12 protein-coding genes are annotated in these 13,333 nt (G+C 71.0%); 8 read left to right on the plus strand and 4 right to left on the minus strand.

Annotated elements, in window-relative coordinates; genetic code table 11:
- Positions 1–64: 64 nt before the first annotated feature.
- On the minus strand, positions 65–970 hold the full coding sequence (locus TR48_RS46675; protein WP_052443136.1) for a MarR family winged helix-turn-helix transcriptional regulator: 906 nt from the start codon (positions 968–970) through the stop codon (positions 65–67).
- A 229-nt stretch (positions 971–1,199) separates the two neighbouring features.
- On the minus strand, positions 1,200–1,793 hold the full coding sequence (locus TR48_RS28690; RefSeq protein ID WP_042372696.1) for a TetR/AcrR family transcriptional regulator: 594 nt from the start codon (positions 1,791–1,793) through the stop codon (positions 1,200–1,202).
- 89 nt (positions 1,794–1,882) lie between these two features.
- Between TR48_RS28690 and TR48_RS28695 the strand changes: the two genes are divergently transcribed.
- The 8 genes from TR48_RS28695 (at position 1,883) to TR48_RS28730 (ending at position 9,828) form a co-directional block, all read left to right on the plus strand.
- On the plus strand, positions 1,883–2,899 hold the full coding sequence (locus TR48_RS28695; RefSeq protein ID WP_042372704.1) for a phosphotransferase family protein: 1,017 nt from the start codon (positions 1,883–1,885) through the stop codon (positions 2,897–2,899).
- Positions 2,899–4,131 (plus strand): acyl-CoA dehydrogenase family protein, encoded by a 1,233-nt coding sequence (locus TR48_RS28700; RefSeq protein WP_042372706.1) that lies wholly within the window; start codon positions 2,899–2,901, stop codon positions 4,129–4,131. Before TR48_RS28695 ends, TR48_RS28700 begins: the two co-directional genes overlap by 1 nt.
- A 50-nt stretch (positions 4,132–4,181) precedes the next feature.
- On the plus strand, positions 4,182–4,940 hold the full coding sequence (gene fabG, locus TR48_RS28705; protein WP_042372709.1) for a 3-oxoacyl-ACP reductase FabG: 759 nt from the start codon (positions 4,182–4,184) through the stop codon (positions 4,938–4,940).
- Positions 4,941–5,096: 156 nt separating this feature from the next.
- A complete protein-coding gene (locus TR48_RS28710; protein WP_042372710.1) occupies positions 5,097–6,278 on the plus strand; it encodes an acyl-CoA dehydrogenase family protein in 1,182 nt (393 codons plus the stop codon).
- On the plus strand, positions 6,275–7,384 hold the full coding sequence (locus tag TR48_RS28715; RefSeq protein WP_439654501.1) for an acyl-CoA dehydrogenase family protein: 1,110 nt from the start codon (positions 6,275–6,277) through the stop codon (positions 7,382–7,384). Before TR48_RS28710 ends, TR48_RS28715 begins: the two co-directional genes overlap by 4 nt.
- Positions 7,385–7,482: 98 nt before the next feature.
- Positions 7,483–8,226: an SDR family oxidoreductase gene (locus tag TR48_RS28720; protein WP_042372712.1), complete on the plus strand. Its 744-nt coding sequence runs from the start codon at positions 7,483–7,485 to the stop codon at positions 8,224–8,226.
- 275 nt (positions 8,227–8,501) lie between these two features.
- The gene (locus tag TR48_RS28725; protein ID WP_052443137.1) at positions 8,502–9,410 is read left to right on the plus strand and encodes a phosphatase PAP2 family protein; all 909 of its coding nucleotides are present in this window, start codon (positions 8,502–8,504) and stop codon (positions 9,408–9,410) included.
- A 43-nt stretch (positions 9,411–9,453) separates the two neighbouring features.
- Positions 9,454–9,828 (plus strand): hypothetical protein, encoded by a 375-nt coding sequence (locus tag TR48_RS28730; RefSeq protein WP_042372715.1) that lies wholly within the window; start codon positions 9,454–9,456, stop codon positions 9,826–9,828.
- A gap of 62 nt (positions 9,829–9,890) precedes the next feature.
- Here TR48_RS28730 and TR48_RS28735 read toward each other — a convergent pair whose 3' ends face one another.
- Together TR48_RS28735 and dxs are read right to left on the minus strand one after the other, a co-directional pair.
- Positions 9,891–11,306 carry an aspartate aminotransferase family protein gene (locus TR48_RS28735; protein WP_042372717.1) on the minus strand — a complete coding sequence of 472 codons (1,416 nt, stop codon included), beginning with the start codon at positions 11,304–11,306 and terminating at the stop codon, positions 9,891–9,893.
- Positions 11,296–13,257, minus strand: a complete 1,962-nt coding sequence (dxs, locus tag TR48_RS28740; RefSeq protein WP_084729845.1) for a 1-deoxy-D-xylulose-5-phosphate synthase — start codon at positions 13,255–13,257, stop codon at positions 11,296–11,298. Before dxs ends, TR48_RS28735 begins: the two co-directional genes overlap by 11 nt.
- Positions 13,258–13,333 lie beyond the last annotated feature (76 nt).

The raw sequence follows: 13,333 nt of genomic DNA on the forward strand, positions 1-13,333 counted from the left end.
AAAAGGGGCGGGCGCCGCTTGCGCGGCGCCCGCCGGGTGGAGCGAGTGAGAAGCAGGAGAGAGGTCAGCGCACCGTCAGCCGGGCGATCAGCGCGAGCAGGGTGAGGGCCCGCTCGCGCTCGATCTCGTCCAGCGGCGTCAGCAGACGCGACTGGACCTCCGTGACACCGGCCCCGACCTCCTCCAGCAGACGCGCGCCCGCAGGGGCGAGCGCCAGCAGGTTGCGGCGGCCGTCGGACGGGTCGCGCCGGCGCAGCACCAGGCCACGGCGGACGAGGCGGCTGATGAGCTCGGCCATGGTGGCCTTGTCCAGCGAGGTGCGCTCGCCGACCGTGCGCTGGTCGATGTCCGGCTCGACGGAGAGCGCGTCCAGCACGGCGTGCTGCGGCGCGGTGAGCTCGGTGGAGACCAGTTCGGTCCACAGCCGCGTGTGCACCTGCTGGGCAACGCGGATCAGGTAGCCGATCACCCGCGGGGCGTCCAGCAGCGGGCGTGCGTCGACCATGGTCTCCAGCGCGAGGTTCTCCATCCGCGCCATGCGCGCCAGCGCCATCATCAGCTCGGAGCGCTCCGGCTCCGACAGCGGCACCAGCAGTTCCCGCTGGACCACCGCAACGCCGGTCGACGCCTCCTGCATGACCTGCTCGCCGTGCGGCGACAGGGTCAGCAGCTTGCGGCGGCCGTCCGCGGGGTCGCGGCGACGCAGCACCAGACCGCGCCGGACCAGGCGACCGACCATCTCGGCCATGGTCGCCTTGTCGAGTGAGGCGCGCTCGCCGACCGTCCGCTGGTCGGCCCCCGGCTCCAGGGCCAGGGCGATGAGCGCGGCGTACTGCGGCGCGGTCAGCTCCGCGCCGACATGCTCGGCCCACAGACGCGTGTGGACCTGCTGGGCTATGCGGATCAGTTGACCAGGCGACTGGGACAAGCGGATCGGCGTGCCCGTCATGTCGATATCCCCCAGCACCATAGGACCGTCCTGAAGTGTTCCCGACGCTTTTTCAGCCCTGTGGGTGGGCGCGTTCGGATCGTGAGCGGCGCGACCGTGGGGAAGCCCCATGTGGGGGTCCTGTGTACGGAGTTTTCGGCCGGACAGCCGTCGGCTGCTGGCCGACACTATACAAACCAGACAGACCCGAGCGACATGGCCCAGAGGGCCGCGATCCAATCGTGATCCGAAGCGATCGTTGGTGTCCGACTCAGATCGGTTGCAGGCTTCTCAGCAAAAGCTCGGCAAAGGAAGCACCAATGGCCTGGGGGGTCAGCTCCCCGTCCTTCCGGTACCAGCTGCCCAGATGGTGTACTCCGCCGAAGAACTGATGAGTCACCAGGTCCGCCGGAAGGTCCGTGCGGAAGACGCCCTCCCGCTGCCCCTCCTCGATCACGGCCCGGAAGCGCTCGTGGTAGCGGCGCCGGTCGGCCCGGACCTGGGCCTGCCGGTCCGGCGGGAGCATGTGCATCGACCGGAAGGAGACCATCGCGTCGTCGAGGTGCTCCAGGGTGCTCACCACCACGTCGGCAGCCGCCGCGCGCAGCCGCTCGTCCACCGGGCCGGGGGCGTCGGCGATCTCCGCCAGCCGCTGCGACTGCACCACCAGCAGCCGGGTGTAGATCTGCTGAAGCAGGTCGTCCTTGGAGGCGTAGTAGTGGTACATCGCACCCTTGGTCACGCCGGCCAGCTCGACGATGTCCTGCACCGAGGTGGGGGCGAAGCCGCGCTCGGCGAAGAGCCGGCTCGCGGCGGCGACCAGCCGCTCCTGGACGGGGACCGCCATGTCGACGCGCGCTGCCATGGGCGTCCTCTCTCTCGGATGTCAACGTGGTGCGAACCACGCGCGAGCCACTCTAGTCGACATACCTACCAGTCGGTATCGTGACCGCCATGAGCACTCCGACGCCCCCGGGGCTGGACCTCGACCGGCTGCGCGCCCAACTCGGCACCGGGCCGCTGACCGCCGCCCTGATCTCCGGCGGCAAGTCCAATCTGACCTACCGGCTCAGCGACGGCAACCACCGCTGGGTGCTGCGTCGGCCGCCGCTCGGCCACGTGCTCGCCACCGCGCACGACATGGTCCGCGAGCACCGCGTCATCGCCGCCCTCGCCGACACGCCGGTCCCGGTGCCCCGGGTGCACGTGCTCTGCGAGGACACCGACGTCATCGGCGCCCCTTTCTATCTGATGGACGAGGTCGAGGGCACCGTCTACCGCACCGCCGAGGACGCCGCCGGGCTCACCCCGGAGCGGGCCCGGAGGCTCTCCGGCAATCTGATCGACGTGCTCGCAGGGCTGCACGCCGTGGACCCGGCCGCCGCCGGGCTGGCGGACTTCGGCCGGCCGGAGGGCTACCTGGAGCGGCAGGTCTCCCGCTGGCACCGCCAGTTCGAGGCCTCCCGCAGCCGCGAGATCCCCGGCATGGAGGAGCTCCAGGGACGCCTCAGCGACGGCGTCCCCACCCCGCAGCGGGCCACCGTCGTCCACGGCGACTACCGCCTCGACAACACCATCGCCGCGGACGACGACACCATCGCGGCCGTGCTCGACTGGGAGATGGCCACCCTCGGGGACCCGCTCGCCGACGTCGGCCTGATGAAGGTGTACTGGGACATCGCCGGCCGCATGCCCGGCAACCCCGTCGCCGGAGCCGTCAGCCCCGAGCTCGGCTTCCCCGCGATGCGCGAGCTGGAGGAGCGCTACGCCGCCACCACCGGCCTCGACCTCACCCCTCTCCCCTGGTACACCGCCTTCGGCCAGTACAAGCTGGCGGTCATCGCCGAGGGCATCCACTACCGCTACATCCAGGGAAAGACGGTGGGCGACGGCTTCTCCCACCTCGGCGCGATGGTCCCGCCGCTGGTCGGCCTCGCCCTGGACACCCTGAACCGGAAGGCGGGCGACTGATGGACTTCCGCTACGACGAGCGCACCGTGGAGCTCCAGCAGCGGCTGCTCGCCTTCATGGACGAGTGCGTCTACCCCGCCGAGCCGGTGGCCGCGGCACAGCTGCGCGCGTCCGACGACATCTGGGCCCGCCCGGCGGTCATGGCCGAACTCAAGGCGGAGGCCCGGCGGCGCGGGCTGTGGAACTTGTTCTTTGTGGACCAGCACGGCCTTCCGAACGCCGAGCACGGCGCGGGCCTGACCAACCTCCAGTACGCACCGCTCGCGGAGATCACCGGCCGCAGCCCGTACCTGGCGCCGGAGGCGCTCAACTGCGCCGCCCCGGACACCGGCAACATGGAGGTGCTGGCCGAGTTCGGCACCCCGGAGCAGCAGAAGCGCTGGCTGACCCCGCTGCTGGAGGGCGAGATCCGGTCCGCCTTCTGCATGACCGAGCCCGAGGTCGCCTCCTCCGACGCCGCCAACATCGCGACCCGGATCGAGCGCGACGGCGACTCCTATGTCGTCAACGGGCGCAAGTGGTGGTCCTCGGGCGCGATGAGCCCCGAGTGCGAGATCCTCGTCGTGATGGGCCGCACCGACCCGGACGCCGAGAAGCACCGGCAGCAGAGCATGATCCTCGTCCCGCGCGACACCCCCGGTGTGGACGTGCGCCGCGGCATGGAGGTCTTCGGCTACACCGACGGGGCGCACGGCGGCCACGCCGAGATCGTCTTCACCGACGCGCGCGTGCCGGCGTCGAACCTCATCGCCGGTGAGGGCCTCGGCTTCGCGATCGCCCAGGCCCGGTTGGGACCGGGCCGGATCCACCACTGCATGCGGCTGATCGGGATGGCCGAACGAGCGGTGGAGTTGATGTGCCGCCGGGTCGTCTCGCGCACGGCCTTCGGCAAGCCGCTGGCCGAGCAGGGCGTGATCCAGGAGTGGATCGCCGAGTCGCGGGTCCGGATCGAGCAGTTGCGCCTGCTTGTGCTCAAGACCGCCTGGCTGATGGACACCGTCGGCAACAAGGGCGCCCACACCGAGATCCAGTCCATCAAGATCGCCACCCCGGCCGCGGTCGAGTGGATCATCGACAAGGCCATCCAGGCCCACGGCGCGGGCGGCGTCTCCCAGGACTACCCCCTCGCCCAGCTCTGGACCGCCGCGCGCACGCTGCGCTTCGCCGACGGCCCCGACGAGGTCCACAAGCGGTCGCTGGCGCGCCGCGAGCTCAAGCCGTACCTTGCCTGACCAGCATTGTTCATGACCAGCCGTCACTCACCCTCAGGAGAAGCACTCTCATGACCGAGCAGAACCGCGTCGCCATCGTCACCGGAGCGGCGCGCGGCATCGGCGCCGCCACCGCCATCCGCCTGGCCGCGGACGGCTACGCCGTCGCGGTGATCGACCTGGAGGAGGCGGCCGGCAAGGACACCGTCGAGAAGATCACCGCCGCGGGCGGCAAGGCCCTCGCGGTCGGCGCCGACGTCAGCAACGGCGAGCAGGTCGCCGCGGCCGTGGAGCGCGTCGCCGCCGAGCTGGGCGCACCGACGATCCTGGTCAACAACGCCGGTGTGCTGCGCGACAACCTGCTGTTCAAGATGTCCGAGTCGGACTGGGACACCGTCATGAACGTGCACCTCAAGGGCGCGTTCCTGATGTCCAAGGCCTGCCAGAAGCACATGGTCGACGCCGGCTACGGCCGCATCGTCAACCTCTCCTCCTCCAGCGCGCTGGGCAACCGCGGCCAGGCCAACTACAGCGCTGCCAAGGCGGGTCTGCAGGGCTTCACCAAGACGCTGGCCAAGGAGCTGGGCAAGTTCGGCATCACCGCGAACGCGGTGGCCCCCGGCTTCATCGCCACCGACATGACCGCGGCGACGGCGGAGCGCGTCGGCATGGGCTTCGAGGAGTTCAAGGCGGCGGCCGCGTCCATGATCCCGGTCAACCGGGTCGGCGTGCCGGACGACATCGCGCACACCGTCTCCTTCCTCGTCAGCGAGGGCGCGGGCTTCGTCTCCGGCCAGGTCATCTACGTCGCCGGCGGCCCGCTGGACTAGCGCGCGGCGCCGGTAGGGGCGCGGGGAACGGTGCGAGCAACCACCGGCGTGCGGATGGCCCCGCGCGCCCCGGACCACCCGCTCATCGGCGGCCTGTCGCGCAGTTCCTCGCGCCCCTGGACAGTGGAACTCCCCTCAGTTGAAAGGAAATGGTCCGTGGAGGCTGAACTGAGCCGCGCGATCCGCGAGTTGCTGGATGCGCACGACCCTGCGACCACTCCGGTCGCGGAGTTCCTCGGGGCCCGCTTCGACGCCGGGCTGGCGTGGGTGCACTTCCCCGAAGGGCTGGGCGGGCGGTCCGCCCCGCGGAGCGTCCAGCAGGAGGTGAACGATGCCTTCGCCGCTGCCGGGGCCCCCACGCTCGACATCGGCCGACACGGCATCGGGCTCGGGATGGCCGCGCCCACCCTCCTCGCGCACGGCAGTGACGAGGTGCGCCGGCGCTTCCTGCGGCCGCTGTGGACCGGGGAGGAGACCTGGTGCCAGCTCTTCTCCGAGCCCGGCGCCGGCTCGGACCTCGCCGCGCTCGGCACGCGCGCGGTGCGGGAGCCGGAGACCGGTGACTGGATCGTCGACGGCCAGAAGGTGTGGACCTCCCTCGCCCACGAGGCCGACTGGGCGATCCTGGTCACCCGCACCGACCCCGACGTGCCCAAGCACCGCGGCATGACCTACTTCGTCTGCGACATGCGCGCCCCCGGCGTGGAGGTCCGGCCGCTGCGCCAGGCCACCGGCGAGGCCGAGTTCAACGAGGTCTTCCTGACCGGCGTGCGCATCCCCGACGCGCACCGGCTCGGCGCCGTGGGCGACGGCTGGCGCGTCGCGCAGACGACGCTCATGAACGAGCGCGTCGCGATCGGCGGGCACGCCGAGCCCCGCGAAGGCGGAATGATCGGCGTCGTGGCCAGGACCTGGCGCGAGCACCCCGAGCTGCACACGCCCGCCCTTCAGGACGCGCTGCTGCGTCTCTGGGTCGACGCCGAGGCCGCGCGCCTCACCTCCGAGCGGCTGCGGCAGCAGCTCGCCGCCGGGCAGCCGGGCCCGGAGGGCAGCGCCGCGAAGCTCGCCTTCGCCCGGCTGAACCAGCAGATCTCCGGCCTGGAGCTGGAACTGCTGGGCGCGGACGGCCTGGAGTACCACGACTGGACGTTCCGGCGGCCGACCAACCCGTCGATGCTCGAAGGCAGCCCCGGCTACCGCTATCTGCGGGCCAAGGGCAACTCGATCGAGGGCGGCACCTCGGAGATCCTGCGCGGCATCATCGCCGAGCGGGTGCTCGGTCTCCCGTCGGAGATCCGCGTCGACAAGGACGTCGCATGGAAGGACCTGCCCCGATGAACCCCATGACCACCGACCAGGCCGGCGCGGACCTCGGCTACAGCGAGGTCGAGGAGGAGCTGCGCGCCAACGTCCGTGCGCTGCTGGCCGAACGGGCTCCCGCGAACGCGACGCTGGCCCGCACCGAGTCGGAGCAGACCACGGACCTCGCGCTGTGGCGCGCCCTCGCCGGCGAGCTCGGCGTCACCGGGCTGCCCGTGCCCGAGGAACTGGGCGGCGCGGGCGCGAGCTGGCGCGAGACCGCCGTCGTCCTGGAGGAGCTGGGCCGCGCGGTCGCACCCGTCCCCTTCTTCGGCAGCTGCGTGCTGGCGACGGCCGCACTGCTGGCGCTCGGGGAGCGCAAGATCCTCCCGCAGCTCGCCTCCGGCGAGGCGATCGGCGGCCTGGCCGTCCCCTTCGCCGCCGCGCCCGGCGCGGCGTTCCCCGCCGACGTCCGGGTGTCGGGCGGCCTGCTGTCCGGCACGGTCCGTCATGTCGCGGACGCGCTCGCGGCCGACGTGCTGCTGGTCCCGGCGGTCGCCGCGGACGGCACGGCGGAGCTGTACGCGGTGACCGGCGCGCTCGTCGAGCCGATGGTGTCACTGGACATGACGCGCGAACTCGCCGTCGTGACCCTGGAGGAGGTCGAGGGCATCCTCCTGGCCTCCGGCCCGGACGCGACGGCGGCGCTCGACGCCGCCCTGGAGACCGGCGCGGCGCTGCTGGCCAGCGAACAGCTGGGGGTGGCGGAGTGGGCGCTCACCACGACCGTCGCCTACGCGAAGGAGCGGCACCAGTTCGGCCGCCCCATCGGCGGCTTCCAGGCGGTGAAGCACCGCCTGGCGGACCTGTGGGTCCTGGTCACCCAACTCCGCGCGGTCGCCCGTGCGGGCGCGGACGCGGTCACCCGCGACGAGGAGCGGCCGCTCTACGCCGCGCTGGCCCAGGCGTTCGCCTCCGGCGCGGCGGTCACCGCGACGGAGGAGGCGGTGCAGCTCCACGGCGGCATCGGCTTCACCTGGGAGCACCCCGCACACCTCTATCTGAAGCGCGCGAAGAGCGCGTCGCTCGCCCTGGGCACGGCGGACCGCCACCGCGCCCGCATCGCCTCGCTCACCCACCTGTAGCTGCACTCCCCCAGGGGCACGAGGCCCGTGGCAATGTGCGGCTCCGCCGCATGCCGGCAGAGCCTCGCGCCCCTGGGCTGTCTCCAGAAGGAGCCCTCATGTCCAAGGTCGCAATCGTCACCGGCGCCAGCCGGGGGATCGGGTTCGCCGCCGCGCAGGCGTTGGTCGCACGCGGGGACCGCGTGGTGATCACCGGCCGGGACACCGGCTCGCTCGACGAGGCCGTCGCCGCGCTCGGGGGGCCGGCGGTCGCCCTCGGCGTCGCCGGCAAGTCGCACGACGGCGCGCATCGGGCCGAGACGGTCGAGCGGGCCATGGAGGCCTTCGGCCGGATCGACCACCTCGTCAACAACGTGGGGACCAACCCCGTCTTCGGTCAGATGGTCGATCTCGACCTCGACGCGGCCCGCAAGATCCTCGACATCAACGTCGTCTCCACCCTGGGCTGGGTCCAGCTGGTGCACCGGGCGTGGCAGGCCGAGCACGGCGGGGCGATCGTCAACGTCTCCTCCGTCTCCGCGCTCGGGCCCGCGCCCGGGATCGGGATGTACGGGGCGAGCAAGGCCGCGCTCGTCCAGCTGACCCAGCAGCTCGCGCACGAACTCGCGCCGAGTGTGCGGGTGAACGCGGTCGCGCCGGCGGTGGTGCGCACCAAGTTCGCGGAGGCGCTCTTCGCGGGACACGAGGAGCAGGTGGTGAAGAACTACCCGCTGGGCCGGCTCGGGGAGCCGCAGGACGTGGGCGGGACCATCGCGTTCCTGCTCTCGGAACAGGCCGCGTGGATCACCGGGCAGACGATCGTGCTGGACGGCGGGCTGACCCTCAACGCCGGACTGGCCTGAAATCGACGTCGGCCGAAATAGGACGGAATGCCTTCCGGCACGGGCGGGAATTCATACCGGTCGCGCCGGGAGGAAATCAGCGGTTCGGGCATTGCCCAGGAAAGCGGAGTCCAAACCCCCGGTCGATCAAGGATGATGCAGATCACATCCCTGCGCGTGCGACCAGGAAAAGACGTCGCCCTTTATTCAGATCCGACAATCCACCAGGTCACATGGTTGTCACGAAGACGACCTCGGGACCGGAGTTGAACCCGCAACACTGTAACGTCGAAGGGGTGCGTAACCAGAGAACCGAGGGGACCCTGCTCGAGCGGGAGCTCGACAAGCCGGTGAAGGAGCAGCCGCCCAGCCGTGAGCGCTGGCGGCCCCTCAGCCGTACTCACAAGATTCTCTTCGCTGTCACCCTGGTCGCATACGCCACGATCATCGTCGCCGTCTTCTCCACCTCCCGCCTGGTCGCGCTCGACTGGGAGGTCATGAAGTGGAAGCCGTACGAGCAGTGGCCGCAGGTCTGGGACTTCCTCAACTACTACGTAATCGCCGGACAGCGGGGCCCGGCCGCGATCGCCGTGTCGGCCTGGCTGGGCTGGCGGTCCTGGCGGACGAAGTCGTGGCGCCCGCTGCTGGTGCTGGGCGTCTCGCTGGTCCTGCTCAACATGTCCGTCGGAGCGGTCAAGATCGGCACCGGTCGGCTGGGTCCGCACTACGCCCACATCTACGGCTCCAACGAGATCTTCCTGGGCGGCGACATATTCCCGTCCGGACACACCGCCAACGCGGTGGTGACCTGGGGGGTCGTGGCCTACCTGGCCACTCGCTGGCGCCGTACCGGCGCCGTGCTGGCGTCCTGGACGGGCCTGTCGGTCGGGGCCACCACGGTGTACCTCGGCACACACTGGGTGACCGACGTCGTCGCCGGCTGGTGCGCCGGCGCGCTGGTGCTGCTGGCGCTGCCGCTGTTCGAGCCGATCATCACCAGCGCCGACGAGCGGCTGTGCCGCTACTGGGCGGAGAACATCGCTCCCAGGCTGCGTGAACGTTTCGCCGGACGCGGCGGGAACCGGCCCGGCGGCAGGACTTCGGTACCTGTCCGGCACGACCAGAAGCGGACGTCGGTGCCGATGGCTCGCGATCATCGGGACATCGCGTCACGTGCCAATCGGTCAGTTCCGATCGTCTCCTGACATTCGGCCCGCCTCTTCGAATGCCGCTCCTAAAGTCCTGCGCATGGCGAACATGGAAGCTGCACTCAAGGACGCGATGAGCATCGAAGGCGCGATCGGCGTCGCACTCGTCGACTACAACAGCGGCCTGGCCCTGGGGACTCTGGGCACCGGAACCGAGCTCGACCTCAACGTCGCTGCGGCGGGCAACACCGACGTGGTCCGGGCGAAGATGCGCACGATGGAGATGCTGAATCTCCACAACGAGGCGATCGAGGACATCCTGATCACGCTGACGGCCCAGTACCACCTGATCCGGCCGTTGACGAGCAAGGGCAGCCAGGGGATCTTCCTCTACCTGGCGCTCGACCGGCAGCGCTCGAACCTGGCCATGGCCCGCCACATGGTTCGCAGGATCGAGGAAAACCTCGAGGTGTGACGGCTCCGGGGCGCGAGACAGAGGCCTCGCGCCCCGGGGCCGACGACCGCCTGGCTGCGGACCTACCGCGCCGCCACCGCCTGCTTGATCAGCGTCTTGCCGAAGTCCCGCATCAGGCCGGTGCCGCTGTGGGCCTCGTCCATGATCTCCTCGAAGGCCGAGACGAAGCGGTCCACCTCGGCCTCGCCGATGATCAGCGGCGGGATCAGCTTGATGACCTCGAGGTGGTCGCCGGAGACCTGGGTGAGGATCCGGTGCCGCTGCATCAGCGGGACCACCACCATCTGCGCGAACAGGCCCTTGCGCGCCGCCTGCAGCGCTGACCAGCCGGTGCGCAGCTTGAGCGACTGCGGTTTGCCGAACTCGATACCGATCATCAGGCCGCGGCCGCGCACGTCCGCCAGCATCTCGTACTTCGGGATCAGCGCGGCCAGCCGCTCGCGGAACAGGTCGCCGACCCGCCGCGCGTTCTCGACGACCTGCTCGTTCTCGAAGACGTGCAGGGTCGCCAGCCCGGCCGTCATGGCCTGGGCGTTGGAGCCGAAGCTCGCGGAGTGGACCAGCACCCGGTCCATCGACGAGTAGACCTTCTCGAAGATCCACTCCTTGCCCATGGTCGCGCCCACCGGGATGTAGCCGCCTGAGAGAGCCTTGGCGACGCACACCAGGTCCGGCTCGACGCCCGCCTCGTGCTGGTAGGCGAAGAAGTCGCCGGTCCGGCCGACGCCGGTCTGCACCTCGTCGGCGATCAGCAGCGCCTTGTGCCTGTGCAGCAGCTCCTGAGCGGAGCGCAGGTAGCCGTCAGGGGCGGCGTGGACTCCCTTGCCCTGGATCGGCTCGACGATCAGCGCCGCGACGTCGCCCTTGCGCAGCTCCCGCTCCAGCCGCTCCAGATCGCCCAGCGGGACGGAGGTGTCCGGCAGCAGCGGGGCGAAGCCCCTGCGGAAGCCGTCCTCGCCGTTGACCGAGAGGGATCCGGTGGTCAGCCCGTGGAACGCGTGGTGGCAGTAGAGCACCCGCGGCTTGCCGGTGGCGTAGCGGGCGAACTTCAGGGCCGTCTCGACGGCCTCGGTGCCGCTGTTGCCGAAGAACACGCGGTCCAGGTGCGGGGCGTGGGCGAGCAGCTTCTCGGCCAGCAGGCCGGGCAGCGGCTGGCAGTCGAAGCGGGTCAGGTCGGCCAGCTCCAGGTCCATCACCTGGTGCAGCGCGTCGCGGACCACCGGGTGGTGCCGGCCCAGGGCGAAGATGCCGAAGCCGGCCAGCATGTCGAGGTAGTCGTTGCCCTCGGCGTCGTAGAAGTAGGCGCCCTGGGCCCGCTCGTAGACCTTGTCGAAGCCGATGGTGCGCAGCATCCGCGGCAGTTGGTGGTTCAGGTGGTCGGCGTGCAGGCGGTAGCGCTCGCCCCCGCGCTCCTTCAGCAGCGCCTCGACGTCGAACGGCGCTCCCTGCTCGGAAGCACTGCTGCTCTCAGCTGCCATGGTGCTGTTCCCCTCCTACGGTGTCGGGCGTCAGACTGCCGGTCGCGGTGCAGGCGTTCCCGCCGACCAGGCCCAACGCCTTGGCGAAGACGGCGGTCTGGGCGGCGACCCCCGGCCCGGTGAGGCCGATCTCGTCCAGGATCTCACCACGGGCCGCATGGTCCAGGAACCGCTGCGGAATGCCGAGTTCACGCGTCGGGACGTCGATGTCGGCATCACGGACCGCCTGGGCCACGGCGCTGCCGACGCCGCCGGTGCGCCCGTTGTCCTCGACGGTGACCACGAGCCGGTGCCGGGCGGCGAGCTCCACCAGGGCCGGGTCGACGGGCTTGACCCAGCGCGGGTCGACGACGGTCGTGCCGAGGCCGTCGGCCGTCAGCAGCGCCGCGGCGTCCAGGCAGGCGGAGGCCATGGTGCCCACGGCCACGAGCAGGACCTCGGGCATCCGTCCGGAGGGCTGGGTGCGCAGCAGCACGTCGATGCCGCCGATCCGCTCCTCCGCCTCGATCGGCGGGCCGACCTCGGCCTTCGGGTAGCGGACGACGGTCGGCGCGTCGTCGACGTCCAGCGCCTCGCGCAGTTGCGCGCGCAACTGGTCGGCGTCGCGCGGGGCGGCGATGCGCAGGCCGGGGACGACCTGGAGGATCGACATGTCCCACATGCCGTTGTGCGAGGCGCCGTCGGTGCCGGTGACGCCGGCCCGGTCGAGCGCGAAGGTCACGCCGCACCGGTGCAACGCGCAGTCCATCAGCACCTGGTCGAAGGCCCGGTTGAGGAAGGTCGCGTAGACGGCGACGACGGGGTGCAGGCCGCCCGTCGCCAGGCCCGCCGCCGACACCGCGGCGTGCTGCTCGGCGATACCGACGTCGTAGATGCGGTGCGGGAACTCCCGGGCGAAGGGCGCCAGACCGACGGGCTGGAGCATGGCCGCGGTGATCGCGACGACGTCCGGGCGCTCCCGGCCGATCGCGACCATCTCCTTGCCGAAGACGGACGTCCACGAGACACCCGTGGACGGCCGCAGCGGCTCGCAGGTGATCGGGTCGATCGCGCCGACCTGGTGGAAGTGGTCCGCCTCGTCCAGCTCGGCGGGACGGTAGCCACGGCCCTTCTCGGTCAGGCAGTGCACGATGATCGGCCCGCCGAAGCCGCGGGCCCGGCGCAGCGCGGACTCGACGGCGGCGATGTCGTGGCCGTCGATCGGGCCGATGTACTTCAGGCCCAGGTCCTCGAACATGCCCTGCGGGGACTGCGCGTCCTTGTAGCCCTTCTTCGCTCCGTGCAGCGCGTCGTAGATCGGGCCGCCGACGACGGGCGTGCGCTGGAGGGCGTCCTTGCCCCAGGCCAGGAAGCGCTCGTAGCCCTGGGTGGTGCGCAGGGTGGCGAGGTGGTTGGCGAGCCCGCCGATGGTGGGCGCATAGGAGCGCTCGTTGTCGTTGACGACGATGATCACCGGGCGGTCGCTCTCGGCGATGTTGTTCAGCGCCTCCCAGGCCATGCCGCCGGTCAGCGCGCCGTCGCCGGTGACCGCGACGACGTGCCGGTCCCCGTGCCCGAGCCGCTGGTTGGCCTTGGCCAGCCCGTCCGCGTAGCCGAGGACGGTCGAGGCGTGCGAGTTCTCGATGACGTCGTGCTCGGACTCGCCGCGCGACGGGTAGCCGGAGAGGCCGCCGCGGGTCTTGAACCGGTCGAAGTCCTGGCGCCCGGTCAGCAGCTTGTGGACGTACGACTGGTGCCCGGTGTCGAAGAGGACCCGGTCCTTCGGGGAGTCGAAGACGCGGTGCAGGGCGATCGTCAGCTCGACCACGCCGAGGTTCGGTCCCAGGTGCCCGCCGGTGCGGGTGACGGCGTCGATCAGGAACTCCCTGATCTCCTCCGCGAGCTTCGGGAGCTCCGAGGGCGGCAGCAAGCGCAGGTCACGAGGACCGCGGATCGATTCGAGCAGGGACATCGACTCACCTTCGTTCCGTACGGGGCCTGCGGGACACGGACCTCTCCGCGCTTCTAGCTGACGGCGACCGTCGGTT

It is taken from the genome of Streptacidiphilus neutrinimicus, from assembly GCF_000787815.1.
Lineage (GTDB): Bacteria > Actinomycetota > Actinomycetes > Streptomycetales > Streptomycetaceae > Streptacidiphilus > Streptacidiphilus neutrinimicus.

Coding starts and splice junctions, on each gene's coding strand:
- TR48_RS46675 (WP_052443136.1), bottom strand. CDS start 970: ATGGTGCTGGGGGATATCGACATGACGGGCACGCCGATCCGCTTGTCC.
- TR48_RS28690 (WP_042372696.1), bottom strand. CDS start 1,793: ATGGCAGCGCGCGTCGACATGGCGGTCCCCGTCCAGGAGCGGCTGGTC.
- TR48_RS28695 (WP_042372704.1), top strand. CDS start 1,883: ATGAGCACTCCGACGCCCCCGGGGCTGGACCTCGACCGGCTGCGCGCC.
- TR48_RS28700 (WP_042372706.1), top strand. CDS start 2,899: ATGGACTTCCGCTACGACGAGCGCACCGTGGAGCTCCAGCAGCGGCTG.
- fabG (WP_042372709.1), top strand. CDS start 4,182: ATGACCGAGCAGAACCGCGTCGCCATCGTCACCGGAGCGGCGCGCGGC.
- TR48_RS28715 (WP_439654501.1), top strand. CDS start 6,275: ATGAACCCCATGACCACCGACCAGGCCGGCGCGGACCTCGGCTACAGC.
- TR48_RS28720 (WP_042372712.1), top strand. CDS start 7,483: ATGTCCAAGGTCGCAATCGTCACCGGCGCCAGCCGGGGGATCGGGTTC.
- TR48_RS28730 (WP_042372715.1), top strand. CDS start 9,454: ATGGCGAACATGGAAGCTGCACTCAAGGACGCGATGAGCATCGAAGGC.
- TR48_RS28735 (WP_042372717.1), bottom strand. CDS start 11,306: ATGGCAGCTGAGAGCAGCAGTGCTTCCGAGCAGGGAGCGCCGTTCGAC.
- dxs (WP_084729845.1), bottom strand. CDS start 13,257: ATGTCCCTGCTCGAATCGATCCGCGGTCCTCGTGACCTGCGCTTGCTG.